This is a genomic window from Anabaenopsis sp. NIES-4685, from assembly GCF_059725405.1.
Genome location: NZ_AP043602.1, coordinates 2239355 through 2260370, shown reverse-complemented (window position 1 = coordinate 2260370; position 21016 = coordinate 2239355). Strand labels below are relative to the sequence as shown.

15 protein-coding genes, 2 tRNA genes, 3 rRNA genes and 1 pseudogene are annotated in these 21016 nt (G+C 43.5%); 9 read left to right on the top strand and 12 right to left on the bottom strand.

All coding sequences use genetic code 11. The features are described 5' to 3' along the window. The first annotated feature begins 43 nt into the window (after nt 1-43). The 4 genes and pseudogenes from AC6IZ0_RS10065 to ureG all read left to right on the top strand — a co-directional run bounded on the left by AC6IZ0_RS10065 (nt 44) and on the right by ureG (nt 2314). Nucleotides 44-568, top strand: coding sequence for a tetratricopeptide repeat protein (locus tag AC6IZ0_RS10065; protein ID WP_271733231.1), 525 nt, complete (start codon nt 44-46; stop codon nt 566-568). A 26-nt stretch (nt 569-594) separates the two neighbouring features. Next, nucleotides 595-1038, top strand: coding sequence for an urease accessory protein UreE (gene ureE / locus AC6IZ0_RS10060; RefSeq protein ID WP_497725955.1), 444 nt, complete (start codon nt 595-597; stop codon nt 1036-1038). Then, complete coding sequence (locus AC6IZ0_RS10055; RefSeq protein ID WP_497725954.1) at nt 1016-1705, top strand: urease accessory protein UreF; 690 nt, start codon at nt 1016-1018, stop codon at nt 1703-1705. Before ureE ends, AC6IZ0_RS10055 begins: the two co-directional genes overlap by 23 nt. An 11-nt stretch (nt 1706-1716) precedes the next feature. After that, nucleotides 1717-2314: pseudogene (gene ureG, locus AC6IZ0_RS10050) on the top strand (urease accessory protein UreG). A 101-nt stretch (nt 2315-2415) separates the two neighbouring features. Here the strand turns inward: ureG and AC6IZ0_RS10045 are convergent. The 8 genes from AC6IZ0_RS10045 to AC6IZ0_RS10010 form a co-directional block, all read right to left on the bottom strand. Continuing rightward, nucleotides 2416-3312 (bottom strand): hypothetical protein, encoded by an 897-nt coding sequence (locus AC6IZ0_RS10045; protein WP_271733227.1) that lies wholly within the window; start codon nt 3310-3312, stop codon nt 2416-2418. After that, the gene (locus tag AC6IZ0_RS10040) at nt 3312-3911 is read right to left on the bottom strand and encodes a hypothetical protein (protein WP_271733226.1); all 600 of its coding nucleotides are present in this window, start codon (nt 3909-3911) and stop codon (nt 3312-3314) included. The genes AC6IZ0_RS10045 and AC6IZ0_RS10040 overlap by 1 nt, the downstream gene beginning before the upstream one ends. 9 nt (nt 3912-3920) lie before the next feature. Beyond that, the gene (locus AC6IZ0_RS10035; protein WP_497725953.1) at nt 3921-4661 is read right to left on the bottom strand and encodes a P-loop NTPase family protein; all 741 of its coding nucleotides are present in this window, start codon (nt 4659-4661) and stop codon (nt 3921-3923) included. 180 nt (nt 4662-4841) lie between these two features. Beyond that, a 5S ribosomal RNA gene (gene rrf, locus AC6IZ0_RS10030) occupies nt 4842-4959 on the bottom strand. A 57-nt stretch (nt 4960-5016) separates the two neighbouring features. Continuing rightward, a 23S ribosomal RNA gene (locus AC6IZ0_RS10025) occupies nt 5017-7840 on the bottom strand. Nucleotides 7841-8094: 254 nt separating this feature from the next. Next, nucleotides 8095-8167 (bottom strand) — tRNA-Ala (locus tag AC6IZ0_RS10020). A gap of 80 nt (nt 8168-8247) precedes the next feature. Beyond that, nucleotides 8248-8321: transfer RNA gene (locus AC6IZ0_RS10015), tRNA-Ile, on the bottom strand. Nucleotides 8322-8443: 122 nt separating this feature from the next. Continuing rightward, nucleotides 8444-9931 (bottom strand): 16S ribosomal RNA (locus AC6IZ0_RS10010). The 16S, 23S and 5S rRNA genes sit together here with 2 tRNA genes alongside, the layout of an rRNA operon. A gap of 308 nt (nt 9932-10239) precedes the next feature. Here AC6IZ0_RS10010 and nadC point away from each other — a divergent pair. The 3 genes from nadC to AC6IZ0_RS09995 all read left to right on the top strand — a co-directional run bounded on the left by nadC (nt 10240) and on the right by AC6IZ0_RS09995 (nt 13581). Then, entirely contained in the window at nt 10240-11121 is an 882-nt protein-coding gene (gene nadC / locus AC6IZ0_RS10005) for a carboxylating nicotinate-nucleotide diphosphorylase (protein ID WP_497725952.1), read from the top strand. A gap of 108 nt (nt 11122-11229) precedes the next feature. Further along, entirely contained in the window at nt 11230-12996 is a 1767-nt protein-coding gene (argS, locus tag AC6IZ0_RS10000; RefSeq protein ID WP_497725951.1) for an arginine--tRNA ligase, read from the top strand. A 246-nt stretch (nt 12997-13242) separates the two neighbouring features. Further along, a complete protein-coding gene (locus AC6IZ0_RS09995) occupies nt 13243-13581 on the top strand; it encodes a hypothetical protein (protein WP_497725950.1) in 339 nt (112 codons plus the stop codon). Nucleotides 13582-13772: 191 nt separating this feature from the next. Here the strand turns inward: AC6IZ0_RS09995 and AC6IZ0_RS09990 are convergent, their stop codons facing one another. From AC6IZ0_RS09990 to petL, 3 genes are all read right to left on the bottom strand, one after another. Continuing rightward, complete coding sequence (locus AC6IZ0_RS09990; protein ID WP_497725949.1) at nt 13773-15416, bottom strand: acetolactate synthase large subunit; 1644 nt, start codon at nt 15414-15416, stop codon at nt 13773-13775. A gap of 88 nt (nt 15417-15504) precedes the next feature. After that, entirely contained in the window at nt 15505-16872 is a 1368-nt protein-coding gene (locus AC6IZ0_RS09985) for an NAD-dependent succinate-semialdehyde dehydrogenase (protein WP_497725948.1), read from the bottom strand. Nucleotides 16873-17147: 275 nt separating this feature from the next. After that, nucleotides 17148-17243 carry a cytochrome b6-f complex subunit PetL gene (gene petL, locus AC6IZ0_RS09980; RefSeq protein WP_200989640.1) on the bottom strand — a complete coding sequence of 32 codons (96 nt, stop codon included), beginning with the start codon at nt 17241-17243 and terminating at the stop codon, nt 17148-17150. A 445-nt stretch (nt 17244-17688) separates the two neighbouring features. Between petL and aroB the strand changes: the two genes are divergently transcribed. Beyond that, nucleotides 17689-18780, top strand: a complete 1092-nt coding sequence (gene aroB, locus AC6IZ0_RS09975) for a 3-dehydroquinate synthase (protein ID WP_497725947.1) — start codon at nt 17689-17691, stop codon at nt 18778-18780. Nucleotides 18781-18782: 2 nt separating this feature from the next. Here the strand turns inward: aroB and AC6IZ0_RS09970 are convergent, their stop codons facing one another. After that, nucleotides 18783-19712: a 1-aminocyclopropane-1-carboxylate deaminase/D-cysteine desulfhydrase gene (locus tag AC6IZ0_RS09970; RefSeq protein WP_497725946.1), complete on the bottom strand. Its 930-nt coding sequence runs from the start codon at nt 19710-19712 to the stop codon at nt 18783-18785. 94 nt (nt 19713-19806) lie between these two features. Here AC6IZ0_RS09970 and purT point away from each other — a divergent pair, with 94 nt between their 5' ends. Continuing rightward, nucleotides 19807-20976 carry a formate-dependent phosphoribosylglycinamide formyltransferase gene (gene purT / locus AC6IZ0_RS09965; RefSeq protein ID WP_497725945.1) on the top strand — a complete coding sequence of 390 codons (1170 nt, stop codon included), beginning with the start codon at nt 19807-19809 and terminating at the stop codon, nt 20974-20976. Nucleotides 20977-21016: the final 40 nt, after the last annotated feature.

Below are 21016 nucleotides of genomic sequence, written 5' to 3'. Positions count from 1 at the left end.
TAGATACAGAAGTGTGAAATTTTAATATTTGTATTTCCAGACAATGGATCAAAATTTAGTCATTATTTATCTGTCAATTTTCGTCGGTCTGCTTTCATTCGCCGTTGTGAATGTTTTCCGCCAAATTTTCAAAACTCGCAGGCGTGAAAGTGCCTTATCCAGATTACGCAAAAAATTAGAGAACCAAAAGGGTACGGCTCAAGAATATTATGAGTTAGCTAGTATCTATTCGGAAAAAAAGTTATTTTCTCAGGCGGTGGTACTGTTTCAAAAAGCTCTGAAAGCTGCTGAGGAGGAAGAAGAAGATATTACCGCCCCTATTTACAACGGCTTAGGCTATGTTTATTTCAGCCAAGAGCAATATGACTTAGCAATTCGTCAGTATAAAGAAGCTCTCAAACATCAACAAGACTATGTAACAGCACTGAATAACCTCGGACACGCCTACGAACGCAAAAAATTAACTGCTCAAGCCCTGGAAATGTATGAGCAAGCATTAAAAATTGCTCCCAATAATACCATTGCCAAGCGCCGGGCTGAATCTTTGCGACGCTTGGTGTCTGTTTGATTAAATAGGGGGTGACAATAATTACTATGTTGATATTCACCCAACGTCAACCGCCTAATCCTGATGCATCTGTCAGTTTCACCCTCCCACTGACTGCGGAAGAACGCACCCGCGGTCGCCATCGTTGGGAAACCGAAGATGGTCAAGTTATATTTACGCGTTTACCCAGAGGGATAATACTGCAAGATGGTGATATTTTGCAAAGCGAAACCCACAAGGAAAAAGTCAGAATTACTGCTAAAGCAGAAACAGTGTTAACTGTTTTGGCACCAACGCCACTTTTATTAATGCGCGCAGTATACCATTTGGGAAATCGCCATGTACCTGTAGAAATTACTTCTAGCTATTTACGCTTATTACCCGATTCAGTTTTACGCACAATGCTAGAACAACTGGGACTAGAAGTTATAGAGGAAACCCTACCATTTCAGCCGGAATTAGGCGCTTATGGACACCATTACTCTCACTGATGCCAATTTCCTATCTATATTACAGTTAGCAAGTCCAGGGTTACCTGTGGGAGCATATGGCTATTCTGAAGGCTTAGAAAGGCTGGTGGAAAATGGCACTGTTTCCAGTCCAACCACCCTGAAACATTGGTTGGAGGGGGAACTGCGTTATGGTGCAATTCGGTTAGATGCTGCGGTGATGCTACGTGCTCAGGAATCCGCTAGTATTGGGGATGTATCGGCTTTATGTCGTTGGAATGTGTGGTTATCTGCTGCTAGAGAAACCGCGGAATTGCGCGCTTCTAGTTGGCAAATGGGGCGATCGCTAACTCAGTTGTTGGGTAAACTAGAACCGGATATCACGCCTTTAGTGAGTGCTGTGGGTAATCCTGTCAATTATGCGATCGCCTTTGGGATTGCTGTGGCTCATTGGGAGATCAACCATCAAGCTGCTTTACTGGCATATTTACATAGTTGGGCTAGTAATTTAATTACAGGGGGAGTGAAACTCATTCCCCTGGGTCAAACTGCGGGACAAGAATTATTGTTAGAGTTACAACCATTAATCAGCGCCGCTGTGAGGGAAATATTGGCCTTAGAGGATGACGACCTCAGTTGTTGTAGCTGGGGTTTATCCTTAGCTAGTATGCAGCACGAAACCCAGTATACAAGGTTGTTTAGGAGTTAGATACAAAAATAATGAGTGCATTGCGTGTAGGAGTAGCAGGCCCGGTGGGTTCGGGTAAAACCGCCTTAGTCGATGCTTTGTGTAAGACTTTGCGTGAGCAGTATCAGCTGGCGGTAGTCACGAATGATATTTATACCCAAGAAGATGCTCAATTTTTAGTACGTTCTCAGGCCTTGACTAGCGATCGCATCTTAGGGGTAGAAACTGGAGGTTGTCCCCATACAGCAATTCGGGAAGATGCTTCTATGAATTTGGCTGCTATTGAACAATTAGAAAACCAATTTACTAATTTAGATTTAGTATTTTTAGAAAGTGGCGGTGATAACTTAGCAGCTACCTTTAGTCCAGAACTAGTAGATTTAACAATCTATGTCATCGATGTGGCTGCTGGTGATAAAATTCCCCGCAAGGGTGAGACCTGGTATTACTAAATCTGACTTGTTAGTGATTAATAAAATTGACCTTGCGCCCTATGTCGGAGCAGATTTAGATATCATGAAACGAGACACTCAGAAAATGCGCGGTGATAAACCTTTTATTTTCAGCAACCTGAAGACTCAACAAGGGTTAGGAGATGTAATTAAATTTGTAGCTTTACATATCACATAGCATTATGAATCAAAATCAGGTCTCCACGAGATGACCTGTACACAAGCTATTTACAGCCTATTCTAGATAATTTATAAACTTGCAATCTCCAGAGAGGATTGCTATTGTCCTACTGAAGGGGGGAAAGATACTTTTACATCTAAAGTAAACTTTTGAATTTTTTTCACATATTTATTCAGGTTTAAATTCAAAGATGAAAGATACTGAGGAAACTCTATTTTTGCTCCCAGACTTAACACTGTTGTCACCTGACTAAACAAATCTAGTCGGAAGTTTTCTTCTGTTATTGGGTTAGTAAATTCGCTATACCTTCTCAAAGCTAATTTACGAGCATTAATCAAGTTGCTAATATCTTCATCCTCTTGTAACAATTCACCTTCAACGTACCTTTCAGCCTCCTCGATGTTTGGTAAACTTCCCGCCATTTTCCTTGTTCTTGAGCGATAATATTCAATTATTTCCTGAGCGGAAGAATCCCCACTAGTTTTTATGGGAAAATTCCCAAGAAGATTTAATCCTAAGCGGTTTGCTGAACTACTGTGCTTTTGATCAATGATATTTATAGAAACTTTTTTCGCCCCCAGAAGAGTACAGACATGAAGATAGCAGTTATACTTTCTGTCTATTGAATGCTCACGAAGTGCTTCTGCTTGCAAATAATATGGACGCTGAAACCTTTGATGAAGTCTGTTTGAAAGCTCCTTATATTTCTTATTTGGATACTGATACCCATACTTAGTTTGAAGCAGAATATTCCCGACTCTCAAAAGACCCTGCTCCTTCAAAACTTTTAAGAATTCTTGACTATTTTGATCATAAAATTCAATATCATCTCGGACAAAACAAACTCCTCCCATATTCTCAAATGTTTTATTTCCAGGTTCAGGATACTCAAGCCTTTCTCTGTCAAAATTAGATACAACTATGATTATCTCGCGCTCGTCTGGGTTATCAACAGGAACCCTCTCAATACGGTCTTGAATAATCTTTTTTGACATTAAACTTTATCCTGTATTAAGAGAATTAGAAAAATATTATTAATACCAATAATACCACTTAAGAATAAACTGCTTTTAACATCGATAAATGGGGAAATTCCTAATAATAAACCTACTAAAATGGGTATAAAAGAACCCAGAGCAAGCTTTACTATGAGCATAACCTGAGCTTTAATTTTATGTTGATAGTAAATAGACTTTAGCCCTGAGCGTATGATGCGTAACTGTTCTTGTTTAACTGAGCGGTCAACTTCAATTGAAAACTCCTTAACTCTGTCAAAAATATCAAAAACCCAGTCTTCAAAACTATATTCCCAAGATAAACTAGGTTTCCTACCGTAAATACCGATTTTTGCAGGACGACCAGATACATCTAACTGTTCAGTGATTAATTCAACATAAAATTCCGCATTTTTTTTATGTATTATACGTACATTTGATTCATTAACTAACTCGGAACCATGGAGAGCGAGATCATCTATTTTCCGAATTATATCCTGACCTTCTCCCTCAAAAGCTTCAATTCTTCTTGAGTTTTTAAAGATGACAGTTGGAATATCTTTATTAAAATTTTGAACATAAAATGCTAAACAAGCCATTTTAATATCCTATATTAGCTCATTAAAAATACTTAGTACCAATTGGTTACCGAGATTATTGGCAGCCAGACTTCCAACTACGAATCGCACATCATAGAATAGTTTTGTACCTATGATTTCTGATATGATTGTCTTGAATTCTCTAGAATAATCTTCTTTGATTGATTCATCTAAGAAATTAGGAACAAAAAAATCTTCAGTAGCTCTTTCATCAGATACAGGGATGAGTATGTTCCGATCTGCGCTCTGGGCGAAATGATTGCCAACAATAATCAACTGTTTTTTACTTTTAAACAGAAAATCATCTTTAGCCCATTCTTGAAAATTACTGAAATCTTGCTTTAAGCAATTTTTAACAGACAACCTAGCCCGATTCATGTCTTCTGTAAAGGCTATGTTGTGATTGCGAGCCAAGACTAGATCGCTTCTGAGAAGATAGATAATATAATCCTGTTTCTGAAATACTTCTTTTCGCGTATACGGTCTCGCCTTGTCGCCAGGAGTATCAATAATTACCTTGATTAATATTGATTTCTGAACACATTTATACTCAAAATTGATCTTCAGCGTTTTCCTCTGTTCTGGTTTGTCAGTAGACCCAGGACTTGGTTCTATTGTCTGGCTCTGAATTAGTTGGAAAAGCACTGACTTACCACCATTATCATGGCCCAAAATTCCAATTTTTTTACCTAAAAAAGGAAGAAAAAGATCATCAAGAATATTCTTGTCTGTGTCCCATCCCCATTCCATGTTAGAGGTTCTCAAACTAGACTACAATGATTATTCTTAAAATAATAAAATTTTATGAATTTCTTCAACCATAAGCATTTTACCTCTATACCTACCTAAAGCAAAATAAGCCAAGAAAAAAAACAAAAGCCCCTTCAATTGGAGAAGAGGCTCTTATCTATGGTATTCGTAGAAAAATAAACCTGGCATCGAGCTATTTTTGCGGAGGGCTACCCCTCAACTATCGTGGCCGCTGCAGCGTTTCACCTCTGAGTTCGGGAAGGGATCAGTGTGGTTCCACCGCGCCATAGACACCAGGAAAGAGTGGTGGGTCCCAGACCCTGAAGACTGCAAGTAACGCGAAAACCAGAGTGATGAGGTCAAGCCCTCGGTCTGTTAGTACTCCTCAGCTACGTACATTACTGTACTTCCACTTAGAGCCTATAAACGGGTGTTCTGCCCGTGACCTTACCTACTTTAGTAGTGAGAGCACTCATCTTGAGGTGGGCTTCCCACTTAGATGCTTTCAGCGGTTATCCGCTCCGCACTTAGCTACCCAGCGTCTACTCCTGGTGGAATAACTGGTACACCAGCGGTGCGTCCTTCCCGGTCCTCTCGTACTAAGGAAGGCTCCTCTCAATGCTCTTACGCCTGCACCGGATATGGACCGAACTGTCTCACGACGTTCTGAACCCAGCTCACGTACCGCTTTAATGGGCGAACAGCCCAACCCTTGGGACGTACTTCCGCCCCAGGTTGCGATGAGCCGACATCGAGGTGCCAAACCTCCCCGTCGATGTGGACTCTTGGGGGAGATCAGCCTGTTATCCCTAGAGTAACTTTTATCCGTTGAGCGACGGCCATTCCATGCTGTGCCGTCGGATCACTAAGGCCGACTTTCGTCCCTGCTTGAGTTGTAACTCTTGCAGTCAAGCTCTCTTTTTGCCTTTACACTCGCCGCACGGTTTCCAAGCGTGCTGAGAGAACCTTTGCGCGCCTCCGTTACCTTTTAGGAGGCGACCGCCCCAGTCAAACTGCCCACCTGAAACTGTTCCTACACCCGCTGAGGGTGTGAGGTTAGAATTCTAGCTTCGCCAGAGTGGTATCTCACCGTTAGCTCCATATCCCCCACAAGGGATACTTCTTCGCTTCCCACCTATCCTGCGCAAGCCAAGCCCGAACACAATTCCAGGCTACAGTAAAGCTTCATAGGGTCTTTCTGTCCAGGTGCAGGCAGTCCGTATCTTCACAGACATTCCTATTTCGCCGAGTCTCTCTCTGAGACACCATCCAGATCGTTACGCCTTTCGTGCGGGTCGGAACTTACCCGACAAGGAATTTCGCTACCTTAGGACCGTTATAGTTACGGCCGCCGTTCACCGGGGCTTCGGTCGTCAGCTTCAGGGCGAACCCCTGACCAACTTCCTTAACCTTCCGGCACTGGGCAGGCGTCAGCCCCCATACGTCCTCTTTCGAGTTAGCGGAGACCTGTGTTTTTGGTAAACAGTCGCCTGGATCTCTTCACTGCGACCCACTTTCGTGGGCACCCCTTCTTCCGAAGTTACGGGGCATTTTGCCGAGTTCCTTAGAGAGAGTTATCTCGCGCCCCTTGGTATTCTCAACCTCCCTACCTGTGTCGGTTTCGGGTACGGGTATGATGCTTTCATCACATAACGAGCTTTTCTTGACACTATCCTTCACCATGCGGAGTTCGTAAACCCCTCCCAAACCAATTAGGGTATGGTTATCTTTCATGCGTCCCTCGCCATGCTCCCACATCTTAGTCAGGGATTATTCACCCTGTGTCCATCGACTACGCCTTTCGACCTCGCCTTAGGTCCCGACTAACCCTCCGTGGACGAACCTGCCGGAGGAACCCTTAGGGTTTCGGGACATCGGATTCTCACCAATGTTTTCGCTACTCAAGCCGACATTCTCACTTCCGTCTCGTCCACAGCTGCTTACCGCTACTGCTTCTTCCTACTACGGAACGCTCCCCTACCGATTAATTTCTTAATCCCACAGCTTCGGTACATCACTTAGCCCCGTTCATTTTCGGCGCAAGATCGCTTGACTAGTGAGCTATTACGCACTCTTTCAAGGGTGGCTGCTTCTAGGCAAACCTCCTAGTTGTCTATGCAATCTCACCTCCTTTCTCACTTAGTGATGATTTGGGGGACCTTAGCTGGTGGTCTGGGCTGTTTCCCTCTTGACAATGAAGCTTATCCCCCACTGTCTCACTGGCAATGTGTGCCCTGGGTATTCTTAGTTTGTCTCGATTTGGTACCGGTCTCCCAGCCCGCACCGAAACAGTGCTTTACCCCCCAGGTATATTCATTACCGCTGCGCCTAAACACATTTCGGGGAGAACCAGCTAGCTCCTGGTTCGATTGGCATTTCACCCCTAACCACAACTCATCCGCTGATTTTTCAACATCAGTCGGTTCGGACCTCCACTTGGTGTTACCCAAGCTTCATCCTGGCCATGGTTAGATCACCAGGGTTCGGGTCTATAAACACTGATTTTTCGCCCTCTTCAGACTCGGTTTCCCTTGGGCTCCAGCATTCTCGCCTTAACCTACCAGTGCCTATAAGTCGCCGGCTCATTCTTCAACAGGCACGCGGTCATCCGTTTAATCGGACTCCCACTGCTTGTAGGCTAACGGTTTCATGTTCTATTTCACTCCCCTTCCGGGGTTCTTTTCACCTTTCCCTCGCGGTACTGGTTCACTATCGGTCACACAGTAGTATTTAGCCTTACGAGATGGTCCTCGCTGATTCACATGGGATTCCTCGTGCCCCATGCTACTCGGGATTCAGCTACTATCCTTTAGTTTTCGACTACAGGACTTTCACCTTCTTTGGTGCAGTATTTAGCTGCTTCGTCTAACCTCCAGATTCGATATCGCTGTCCCACTACCCCAAAGGATTAATCCTTTGGTTTAGGCTTTTCCCCTTTCGCTCACCACTACTTAGGGAATCTCTTTTGATTTCTTTTCCTCCAGCTACTAAGATGTTTCAGTTCGCTGGGTTAGCTCTTTCCTGCCTATATATTCAGCAGGTAGTCTTTAGGGTTGCCCCATTCGGAAATCTCCGGCTCTTAGTTTGCTTCCAACTCCCCGGAGCATATCGTCGGTAACCACGTCCTTCTTCGCCTCTGTGTGCCTAGGTATCCACCGTTAGCCCTTATTAGCTTGACCACTTTACATTGGTTTTTTCCACTGCAAACACTTTCATTTGATTGTCTGTGTCTGCCTGCTTTTTTTCGCGTTACTATGCAGTTTTCAAGGTTCTGGCTGAGTTTTACCCAGCAGTTCGATTGTTGGCGCAATCAATTGCTGAATCTTTCTCGATCTATCATTTTATCATACTGTGTACATAACCACAATGCTTATATCTTTTTTTGTCTTCTCTGACAGTTCAGATATTTCTGGCTTGTGATTTTTACACAAGGTGGAGATTAGCGGACTCGAACCGCTGACATCCTGCTTGCAAAGCAGGCGCTCTACCAACTGAGCTAAACCCCCATCTAATAACTCGTAATTTCCATTTCGTAATTCGCAATTTACTACTACTTACGCTCTGTTCATTACTTATTATTTTCAGGTGGGCCATCCTGGACTCGAACCAGGGACCTCACCCTTATCAGGGGTGCGCTCTAACCACCTGAGCTAATAGCCCATTATCCGAACCCAACCTATAGTTTGAAAGCTTCAGCAAATCCTCGCGACCGACCTAGGAATGACCATCTCAGCATCTATTTACTTGATGTTTTCGATATCTGAGTGGATTAGGTCTCCCTAAAAGGAGGTGATCCAGCCACACCTTCCGGTACGGCTACCTTGTTACGACTTCACCCCAGTCACCAGTCCTACCTTCGGCATCCCCCTCTCCTAAGAGTTGGGGTAACGACTTCGGGCGTGACCAGCTTCCATGGTGTGACGGGCGGTGTGTACAAGGCCCGGGAACGAATTCACTGCAGTATGCTGACCTGCAATTACTAGCGATTCCTACTTCACGCAGGCGAGTTGCAGCCTGCGATCTGAACTGAGCTACGGTTTACGAGATTTGCTTCACATCGCTGTGTCGCCGCCCTTTGTCCGTAGCATTGTAGTACGTGTGTAGCCCAAGACGTAAGGGGCATGCTGACTTGACGTCATCCCCACCTTCCTCCGGTTTGTCACCGGCAGTGTCTCTAGAGTGCCCATCTTCATGCTGGCAACTAAAAACGAGGGTTGCGCTCGTTGCGGGACTTAACCCAACATCTCACGACACGAGCTGACGACAGCCATGCACCACCTGTGTTCGCGCTCCCGAAGGCACTCCCACCTTTCGGCAGGATTCGCGACATGTCAAGTCTTGGTAAGGTTCTTCGCGTTGCATCGAATTAAACCACATACTCCACCGCTTGTGCGGGCCCCCGTCAATTCCTTTGAGTTTCACACTTGCGTGCGTACTCCCCAGGCGGGATACTTAACGCGTTAGCTCCGGCACGGCTCGGGTCGATACAAGCCACGCCTAGTATCCATCGTTTACGGCTAGGACTACTGGGGTATCTAATCCCATTCGCTCCCCTAGCTTTCGTCCCTCAGTGTCAGTTATGGTCTAGTAGAGCGCTTTCGCCACTGGTGTTCTTCCTGATATCTACGCATTTCACCGCTACACCAGGAATTCCCTCTACCCCGACCGCACTCTAGCTTTGTAGTTTCCACCGCTCTGATGAGGTTAAGCCTCATTCTTTAACAGCAGACTTACATGGCCACCTGCGGACCTTTACGCCCAATCATTCCGGATAACGCTTGCATCCTCCGTATTACCGCGGCTGCTGGCACGGAGTTAGCCGATGCTTATTCCTCAGGTACCGTCATTTTTTTCTTCCCTGAGAAAAGAGGTTTACAACCCAAGAGCCTTCCTCCCTCACGCGGTATTGCTCCGTCAGGCTTTCGCCCATTGCGGAAAATTCCCCACTGCTGCCTCCCGTAGGAGTCTGGGCCGTGTCTCAGTCCCAGTGTGGCTGATCATCCTCTCAGACCAGCTACTGATCGTCGCCTAGGTGCGCCTTTACCACACCTACTAGCTAATCAGACGCGAGCTCATCTTCAGGCAGCTAGCCTTTCACCTCTCGGCATATCCGGTATTAGCCACCGTTTCCAGTGGTTGTCCCCGACCTGAAGCTAGATTCTCACGCGTTACTCACCCGTCCGCCACTATCTCCGAAAAGACCGTTCGACTTGCATGTGTTAAGCATACCGCCAGCGTTCATCCTGAGCCAGGATCAAACTCTCCGTTTTGAATTGTTTGTTTTAGCTCTTTTGACTGCTCTTTTTTAACTTCAGTCTAGTTATTTGATTGACTTGACGCGCAATATTTGCTGTATAATTGCTTTCAAACTATAATATTTTCATGGTTCGGTGTTCCCTCGGACTCCGCTTTGCAGCGCTTGTCTCTCAGGCACTTATCCAATATAGCTACTGTCTCTAGCTTTGTCAACTCTTTTTTCCCTAAATTTTCAGATTTTTTTTCATGTCTCTGAAAGTCTTATATAGCAAGCCTTTTGAGGTATAATTGGTCTGTAAATCAAAATAAAAGTAACTAAGTTGTGAGTAAATTCGGTGTTTTACCGCCAAGGGTAGTTCTAGATCCTTTACTGCGTGGCTGGTTGGTAGAAGATATTGGTCGGGGCGATCGCACTACTCAATCTCTGTTATGCCAAAATGCAACTACAGGAGAAGCTCAATGGGTCGCTAAAGCATCGGGGATAATTGCGGGGTTACCAGTAGCAGCCAGAGTATTTGAACTTTTAAATCAAAAAGTAAATTTTGTGGCTCTTGTCCCTGATGGTGAAAAGTGTGAACCAGGACAAGTCATAGCAGAAATTGATGGTTCCCTAGATGCGCTGCTCATGGGTGAACGGGTGGCGCTGAACTTGGCCATGGGGTTGAGTGGAATTGCTACTCTCACACATATATATGTAGAGCAAATAGCGGATTTACCCGCTCAGTTTGTGGACACCCGCAAAACTACACCAGGGCTGAGATTATTAGAAAAGTACGCATCTGCGGTAGGTGGAGCGGTAAATCACCGCATGGGCTTAGATGATGCTGTCATGATTAAAGATAATCATATTGTGGCAGCTGGCGGAATTGGTGAAGCCATTACCCGCATTCGTTCCCAGATACCCTATCCTCTGACTATTGAAGTAGAGACGGAAACCCTAGAACAAGTGACAGCCGCATTAGAACATCAGGCGGACATTATTATGTTGGATAATATGCCTGTGCAGATGATGGGTCAGGCGGTGCAGTTAATCCGTCAGCAGAATACTAGGGTGAAAATTGAAGCTTCGGGAAATGTGACCCTAGAGACTATTCGCACTATTGCCGAGACTGGGGTTGACTATATATCTAGTAGTGCGCCCATTACTCAATCCAGGTGGTTAGATTTAAGTATGAAAATTTCAGGTAAATCAATCGACCGATAGCGTACCGTGGATTAAGCCGTACTAGTTAGAGCTAAAATAGTCAAGTTTTACAGAAAGTCTCACCATATAGGGAGCGAATAGCCTCCCATAAACAGATAACATTAATATATGAACGCTACACAAGAACAACTAAAACTGAAACTTCAGCAGGCTTTAGTGGCTGCTTTTGGCGCTGAGTACGCGGGAGTAGACCCGATTTTAGTGACTGCGAGTAATCCTAAATTTGGTGACTATCAAGCAAATGTGGCCTTGTCGCTGAGTAAAAAATTAGGACAGCAACCAAGGGCGATCGCCTCTGCTATTGTGGAGAAACTAGATGTATCCGAGTTTTGCGAAACACCAGAAATAGCAGGGCCTGGTTTTATCAATCTCAAGCTGAAAATTTCCTACCTAGAAACACAACTCAACGCCATTCAAGCAGATTCTAGGTTAGGAATACCAAAAGCGGAAAATCCAAAACGAGAAGTTGTGGATTTTTCTAGCCCGAATATTGCCAAAGAAATGCACGTAGGACACTTGCGCTCTACCATTATCGGTGATTGTATCGCCCGGATTTTGGAATTTCAGGGACATGATGTTTTGCGGTTAAACCACGTCGGCGATTGGGGTACACAGTTTGGGATGTTAATTACCTACCTGCGGGAAGTTTACCCAGAAGCCCTAACCACTGCTAATGCTTTAAATATTGGTGATTTAGTCAGTTTTTACCGCCAAGCTAAACAGCGCTTTGATGAAGATGAAGCTTTTCAAGACAAAGCGCGACAGGAAGTAGTGAGATTACAAGCAGGTGCAGAAGATACCCTTCATGCTTGGAAACTACTGTGCGAACAATCACGGCGAGAATTTCAGGTAATTTATGACCTGCTGGATGTGCAATTAAATGAACGGGGAGAATCTTTCTATAATCCCTTACTTCCCAACCTAGTGGAAGATTTAGCCACATCCGGTTTACTAGTAGAGAATCAAGGCGCTAAGGTAGTTTTCTTAGAAGGTTTTACCAACCGAGAAGGTGAACCTCTACCTCTGATAGTGCAAAAATCCGATGGTGGTTATAACTATGCCACAACAGATTTAGCAGCTTTGCGTTACCGAATTCAAGAAGATCAAGCCCAACGCATAATTTATGTGACAGATTCTGGACAAAGTAACCACTTTGCCCAATTCTTCCAAGTTGCTTGTAAGGCGGGATGGGTTCCTGATCATGTAGAACTGGTTCATGTTCCCTTTGGTTTGGTCTTAGGAGAAGATGGGAAAAAATTTAAAACTCGTGCAGGTGATACCGTCAGATTACGGGATTTATTAGATGAAGCTGTGATTCGCGCCCGTACAGATTTAGAAGGTAGATTAAAAGAAGAAGAACGCCCAGAACCTGAAGAATTTATTAGTGAAGTTGCTAAGGTAGTTGGTATCAGTGCCGTAAAATATGCTGATTTAAGCCAAAACCGTACCAGTGATTATATTTTCAGCTACGACAAGATGTTGGATCTTAAGGGTAATACTGCACCCTATATGTTGTACGCTTATGCACGGATTCAGGGGATTAGCCGCAAGGGTGGAATTAATTTTAGCGAGTTAGGAGACAATGTTCAGGTGTTGTTACAGCATCAAACTGAGTTAGCTTTAGCTAAGTATTTATTACAGTTAGATGAGGTGATTACTACTGTTGAGCAAGAATTACTACCTAATCGATTATGTGAATATTTGTATGAGTTAAGTAAAAAGTTTAATCAGTTTTATGATCGTAACCAGGGGGTAAGGGTACTGGAGGCTGAGGAACCACTGCGGACATCCCGGTTAATCTTGTGTGATTTGACAGCTAGAACTTTAAAGTTGGGATTAGATTTGCTGGGGATTCCAGTTTTAGAGAGGATGTAAGAGTAACTCCCCAGGCGGTTACGATGCCGATCCCACAACATTTATGTGATGTGATCAATTGTGTATTTCATTTCCATCAAGGGAGGTTAACAATCACTACAGATGGACACAGATCCACACAGATGAATAGATTGTTGAGTTAAACTATTCTCCTGAATGTCTGCTGCGCTAAAATAAGGGAGTTGGGGTCAAAATCTCTGCTGTTAATTTTCAGAAATAACCAATTTTTACCCAATTTCAGTCACAATGTCTCAAGAGTATAACCAACCCAGCCAGATTCAGCAGATAGCTAGTCTGAAACCCAAACATTTTGCTGATTTAATTAGAGCCGCCCAGTTAATTTTTGACCCTGCGGCGGGGCTAACAGGTAGACATGTACAAGTTAACTGGCAGGATTTTGGCATTCCCCATGATGTTGAGCAAAATTTAAAGGATCTGGGACTGCAATATCAGTATGCTTCTCCCCACATTCCTGGTGATATTATTTGGAGTCAATTAAGTCCGGAAACTAGAATCTGGTTTCTCAACAATAAAGATGATTTGTGGCGGTTTGAGGAAGCTTTCCCCGCACTCGATGAGGACTAGGGTTTGGCGCATTTTCCTTGTAATTATGAGGTTAGGCAAAACCCCCATATTACAATATTTACCTTTCAGATCCCGGACTTCTGTAAGCAGACCCAAGAGTTGGGAATTTATGAAAGAAGTCCGGGATCTAAATGGATCTAAATGCACTAAATGAACCTAATCATGCCAATGCTAAATTTTAGCATCGCTGACTAGACTGTGCAGTTTAATTCCCCGGCTTTTTGGCTAAATCGATGATTTTCTCGGTAGTCTACGGGACAATCAATGACAGCCGGTACCTCTTGAGCAAGGGCTTCTTTGAGTACAGGGATTAAATCAGTAGCAGATTCAACCCTGTAACCTTTTAAACCCATGCTTTCCGCTAGTTTGACAAAATCAGGATTACCAAAATGTACAAAAGATGAGTTACCTTTGCCAAATTGATTTTCTTGTTTCCATTCAATTAACCCATAGCCACCATCATTAAAAATTAAGGTGACAAAGGGAGTACCGACTCGTAAGGCTGTTTCTAATTCCTGACAATTCATCATAAAGCCACCGTCTCCAGTAGCAGCTACAACTTTGCGGTTAGGATAAACCAGTTTTGCTGCTAAAGCGCCAGGAATAGCAATTCCCATGGCGGCAAAACCATTAGAAATCAAGCAAGTATTGGGACTATGACAGTGATAATGTCTAGCAATCCACATTTTATGTGCGCCCACATCAGAAATGACGATATCATCGGGCCCCATAACTTGGCGTAAGTCATAAATTAATTTTTGGGGTTTAATGGGAAAACCATCATCATGAGCGTACTGTTCGTAATCAGCACGAATATTTGCCCTTAAGCCGATCGCATAGGGATTAGGTTTACTCTGTCTATCTGCCAATTTTAAAATTTCATTGAGGGAATCGGAAATATCTCCGATTACTTCCACCCTGGGAATATAACTGCTGTCAATTTCGGCTGGGCTGGCTGCAATATGAATAATGGGAATATCACCTTGAGGATTCCATTTTTTGGGGGAGAATTCGATTAAATCATAGCCAATGGCAATTACCAAATCTGTATGATCAAAGCCACAAGTAATGAAATCTCTTTGCTGTAATCCCACTGACCACAATGTCAATGGATGAGTATAAGGCATTACGCCCTTACCCATAAAAGTATTAGCAACAGGTATATTCATTTGGCTGGCAAATTGGGTAACTGCATCACTGGCATGAGCGCGAATTGCTCCATTACCTACTAGAATAATGGGGTTAACTGCTTGGGAAATGGCCGCCGCTGCTGCCCGAATACAAGCAAAGGAAGCATAGGTTTTTTCGATATTATCCTTTTGTAAGGGTTTGCCTTCTGCAGGCATAGCTGCAATATTTTCTGGTAAATCAATGTGAACTGCGCCGGGTTTTTCAGTTTGCGATCGCTTAAATGCTTTACGTACCACCTCCGGTGTAATACTGGGGCGCACAATCTGTTTATTCCACTTAGTTACTGGGGCAAACATCGCTACCAAGTCCAAATATTGATGGGATTCGATGTGCATTCTATCGGTTCCCACCTGACCAGTAATTGCGACTAAAGGCGCACCATCGAGGTTAGCATCTGCTACCCCAGTCATTAAATTTGTAGCACCAGGCCCCAGGGTAGAAAGGCAAACTCCAGCTTTACCTGTCAAGCGTCCGTAGACATCAGCCATGAATGCTGCACCCTGTTCATGGCGAGTGGTAATGAATTGAATGGAAGAATGTTTCAGTGCTTCTAAAACGTGCAGGTTCTCTTCACCAGGAAGACCAAAAACATATTGTACCCCTTCGTTTTCTAGACACCGCACCAATAATTCAGCTGTATTCATTTGATTTCCTCGCTGGTTATAAATAAGTCTGGGGACTGAGTATTGGAAGAGTTAAATATCTGCCAATACCCCACAATTAATGACTAAATTAGTTCACCCACACGGTTTTTACATTGACGAACTCATGTATACCTTGAATACTTAACTCTCTGCCGTATCCAGACCGCTTAATCCCACCAAAAGGTAAGCGGGGGTCAGATTTAACCATGCTATTGATAAATACGGCACCTGCTGCGATTTCGGAGATTAGGCGATCGCATTCTTGATGATTATTAGTCCAAGCACTAGCACCTAAGCCGAAAGGTGTAGCATTAGCTAGTCGAATGGCGGCATTAATATCTGGTACACGGAATAACAGGGCAACTGGCCCAAAAAATTCTTCCTGGGCGATCGCACTATCTGGGGGGATATCTGTAATGATAGTGGGCGGGTAAAAGTTACCCGCCAGATGTGATAAAGGATGTCCACCGGTAAGGAGTTTACCGCCAGTTTTAATGGCAGTTTGCACCTGTTGATGTAAGTCTTGGAGAATACCAGGGGTTGCTAATGGCCCTATATCCGTATCCGGCTGCATGGGGTCGCCTACTTTGAGCGCCTCAAATTTATCTAGAAGTAAATTTTCAAACTCAGGCGCGATGGACTCCACAATAATAAAGCGTTTTGCTGCTATGCAAGATTGCCCATTATTCAACATCCGGGCTGTAGTCGCCATGGTAACGGCGGTTTCTAAATCAGCACTTTCTAAAACAATAAATGGGTCACTACCCCCCAATTCTAAAACAGTTTTTTTGATTTGTTGACCCGCCGCGGCTGCCAGGGATGCTCCCGCTGGTTCACTTCCAGTTAAAGTGGCAGCTTTCACCCGGTGATCAGCTATGATATCGGCAACTTTGGCCGCACCGATTAACAGTGCTTGAAAAGCGCCTGGAGGAAAACCAGCCCGGCGGATAATATCTTCAATTAGCAAGGCACACTGGGGGACATTAGAAGCGTGTTTCAGTAAGCCGACATTTCCCGCCATCAGGGTGGGGGCGGCAAAACGAAACACTTGCCAAAAGGGGAAATTCCACGGCATTACAGCCAGAATTACACCCAAAGGATCATAGCGCACAAAACTATGACTAGCATCGGTGGGGATGGGAACATCAGCCAGAAAACTCGGTGCTTGTTCAGCGTAGTATTGACAAACCAGGGCGCATTTTTCTACTTCTGCGATCGCCGCTTGATAAGGTTTACCCATTTCCAGGGTGATTATTTGAGCAAAATCAGCTTTTTCTTGCTGTAAAATGGTGGCAGCTTTTTCTAGCCATTGCGATCGCTCAGAAAAAGTTGTGTGGCGGTACTGTGCAAAAGTCTGACCAGCCAAATCCAGTTTAGAGGCAATTTCTGCATCCTTGAGAGGCTCAAAGACTTTGATTGTCTCCCCGGTGGCGGGATTAATGGTGGCGATAGCCATTACCTGACCTCCCGTTAAATTTCATATCCATATTTCCAGAAGAAATATAGATCGAGGTAGCTTCCTAGTCTTACACATAATCTATTGTGCAAGCCATAACCAAATTTTATGATTTTTCTCAGGTTCGATTATTGAATACGGAATAACCGCAATTATTTTTATAATTAAATATACTTGTATTAACCATAAATTTTGTTAAATCAGATACAATCTGAAATATACAAACCCCATCTCCTCTCCTTACCTTGGTAAGGAGAGAAAAGATTGGGAGAGGCTTAAATTAGTTTAACAGCACGCAAACCGAACAGCAGACCTACGGCTACGCCCATGAATAAAGCTAAAAAGCCAATATAAGCTATGACTCCAAACATTGATTTTTCTCCAGAATAAAGCACTATCTCTATTGAATCATGGGGAATGGGGAATGGAAAATTTGACATCTCCCCTGGTTAAAACACAGGGGATTCTAAACTGATGTTGCTACGCAGGGCCAAGCTATGCTACGCAACGTTTACAACGTGATTTACTTAATCTATTAGATTAAGTAAATAATATTGTTTTGGGAGTGTCAAAGCTCCCCTACCCACCTTGGCTAAGGTTATACTTAGCTGTGTGGCTACTTAAGTTGACATCTTTTGGGTTTTTCACCATATTTGTAGATGCCTTTTTTTTCATTTTAACTGAATTTGATAGTATTCTTTAATTTCCTTCATATTTATGGCGCCATAGCTCCCGTGTTTGCTCAATGTCCATCTCAAATATCCCATCCAAATTACGATAGAATACACCGCACGCTCGCTTATTTGACTTTGGGTAATGACCTCTGTAATTAACGTAAATCTACCGCAGCAATCTTACGAGATTGCCATAGCTCCATCAAGCTTAGATGAATTAGGTCAGAAAATGTCCACACTGAACCTAGGTAAAAAAGTCTTAGTTGTTTCTAATCCCAGCATTTTTAAACATTACGGTGAGAAAACAGTAAAATCTCTCACATTAGCTGGTTATGAAGTAGCCAGTTACAACCTCCCACCAGGTGAACGTTACAAAACCCTCAACTCCATTGAAAAACTTTATGATGTTGCCTTAGAAAACCGCCTAGAACGGTCTTCAACCATGGTAGCCCTAGGTGGGGGGGTGATTGGAGATATGACAGGGTTTGCTGCCGCCACATGGCTGCGAGGTATTAATGTAATACAAGTACCCACCACCCTGCTAGCAATGGTAGACTCAGCTATTGGTGGTAAAACCGGTGTAAATCATCCCCATGGCAAAAACTTAATTGGGGCTTTTCATCAACCGCGATTAGTATTAATTAGTCCAGAAACCCTCAAAACTCTTCCCATGAGGGAATTTCGCGCTGGGATGGCGGAAGTAATTAAATACGGTGTCATTTGGGATGCAGAATTATTTACCCAGATGGAAGGGACTAAACACCTGAATCAACTCCGCTATATGAAGCCGGAATTTATAGAATACATATTAACTCGTTCTTGTCAAGCAAAAGCTGATGTTGTCGCCAAGGATGAAAAAGAAGGGGGACTCAGAGCAATTCTCAACTATGGACATACCATTGGTCATGCGGTGGAAAGCCTGACAAACTATCGTTTACTCAAACATGGTGAAGCTGTGGCTATTGGTATGGTAGCAGCTGGACAGATTGCCCTAGAACTAGGAATGTGGACACCTGAAGATAGTAAACGGCAAAATGCACTAATTGAAAAAGCCGGTTTACCAACTCGACTACCACCGGGTTTAGACATTGAGGCAATGATTGATACACTACAACTAGATAAGAAGGTCAGGGACGGTAAAGTTAGGTTTGTCTTACCCACCCAAATGGGTGTGGTGACAGTTACCGATGAAGTACCCACAGAAACTATCCGGAGGGTGTTGCAAAGTATGTAGGGTTACCCACCTTTAAGGCGCTGCTCCATACCAATATTGCCTTGCAAGCCCCCTGTGTGCAAGAGTAAGATGCGATCGCCCCTTGGAAACACTCCCTCTTGGAGTAAATTCATCACACCATAGAACATTTTTGCAGTATATACGTAATCAAGTTGGATGTGGTGTGAGTTTTGAAATTCCTGACTAAACATGAGGAGATGATCATTAACCTTTGCATAACCACCAAAGTGATAATCATAGATTAATTCCCAACCTGTGGGGGAGTAACTTGGTGCGGGTAGTCCAGAGTCGAGATACTTCTGGATCAGGTTATGGATTTCCTGAGCGAGAAATTCTGCATTTTTGAGCACGGGAAAACCAATTACGCGTTGTTCTGGATTCAGGGAAAGTACAATACCCGCTAGGGTTGTACCTGTCCCACAAGCCAAGCAGATAGTATCAAATGCGTCTGCATAACCCACTATCTCCATACAACCGCGTACCCCGTTCAAATTGCTACCACCCTCAGGAATAATAAATATGTCACCAAAAGCTTGTTTTAACTCCCCGTGTAATTCTATGCTGTGCTTGTTTCGGTAACTCTCACGATTCAGGTACACTAGCTGCATACCTTGCTGTACAGCAAAACTCAAAGTAGGGTTGAGTGGTAAACTTTCATGTCCGCGAATCACCCCGATAGTACGGAAGCCAAAGAGATTACCAGCGGCGGATGTAGCAAATATATGGTTAGAATAAGCACCACCAAATGTGAGAATAGTTGAGTAATTTTGTTGATGGGCTTCCCGGAGGTTATATTTTAATTTAAACCATTTGTTACCGTTAACCAATTGGTGCATAGAATCCAGACGTAGTACAGATAAATCTACGCCAGCACTTCGGGTAATCTCATTTTCTATTTTCTGAGTTAAAGGGGGAAAAAAAGGTAAGGACATGGATAAAATTTGACTCAAAGACGCAAAAAGCAAAAAATCACCCAGACATTGATTTCTGGTTGTATAAAACTATTAAATTAAGGTTAATAAATTCATGCATAATTCAACTAAGCTACCACAAAAGTTAATGCTCCTGGGTGCAGGAGAATTGGGAAAAGAATTTGTAATTGCAGCGCAAAGGTTAGGTAATTATGTAATTGCTGTTGACCGTTATCTTAATGCCCCAGCCATGCAGGTAGCTGACTGCTATGAAGTCATTTCTATGCTGAGTGCTGATGAATTAGAAACTGTTGTACAAAAGCATAAACCTGATTTTATTGTACCAGAAATTGAGGCAATTAGAACAGAGAAATTAGTCGAGTTTGAAAAACGCGGAATTACAGTTATACCCACAGCAGCGGCAACTAACTATACCATGAACCGAGATAGGATTAGGGAACTAGCACATCAAGAGTTAGGAATTAGAACTGCTAAATATGGCTATGGTTCTACCTTAGAAGAATTGATTGGTGTTGCTGATCAAATTGGGTTTCCCAATGTTGTTAAACCTGTAATGTCCTCTTCCGGTAAAGGTCAATCTGTTGTCAAGAATCAGGAGGAAGTTGCAGCAGCTTGGAATTATGCGATCGCCAATTCTAGGGGAGATAGTCAAAAGGTAATTGTAGAGGAATTTATCAACTTTGAAATAGAGATCACCCTACTTACTATTAAACAGTGGAATGCACCGACAATTTTTTGTGCTCCCATTGGTCATCGTCAAGAAAGAGGGGATTATCAAGAATCTTGGCAACCTGCAGGTATTTCTGAAGACCAGATATTAGCAGCTCAAGCAATAGCCAAGAAGGTTACCGACGCTTTAGGGGGAGCAGGAATATTTGGCGTAGAATTTTTCATTACCCAAGAAGAGGTCATTTTTTCGGAACTTTCACCCCGTCCCCATGACACAGGAATGGTAACTTTAATCTCCCAAAATTTGAACGAATTTGAATTACATTTACGAGCTATTTTAGGCTTACCAATTCCCCATATAGAACAGTTGGGATCTGCGGCTAGTGCGGTGATTTTAGCTGATAAACACTCAGATACAGTCGCCTTTACCGGTGTAGCTGAAGCTTTGTCAGTACCCAATGTAGATATTAGACTATTTGGTAAACCTAACGCCCATCCTTATCGACGTATGGGGGTGGCTTTGGCTCAGGGTAATAACATTGTAGAGGCGCGGGAGAAGGCTAAAAAAGCAGCTAGTCAGGTGAAAATTATTTAATTTTATGAGTGGATACCCACCCAGAAGATCACTGTAAAGC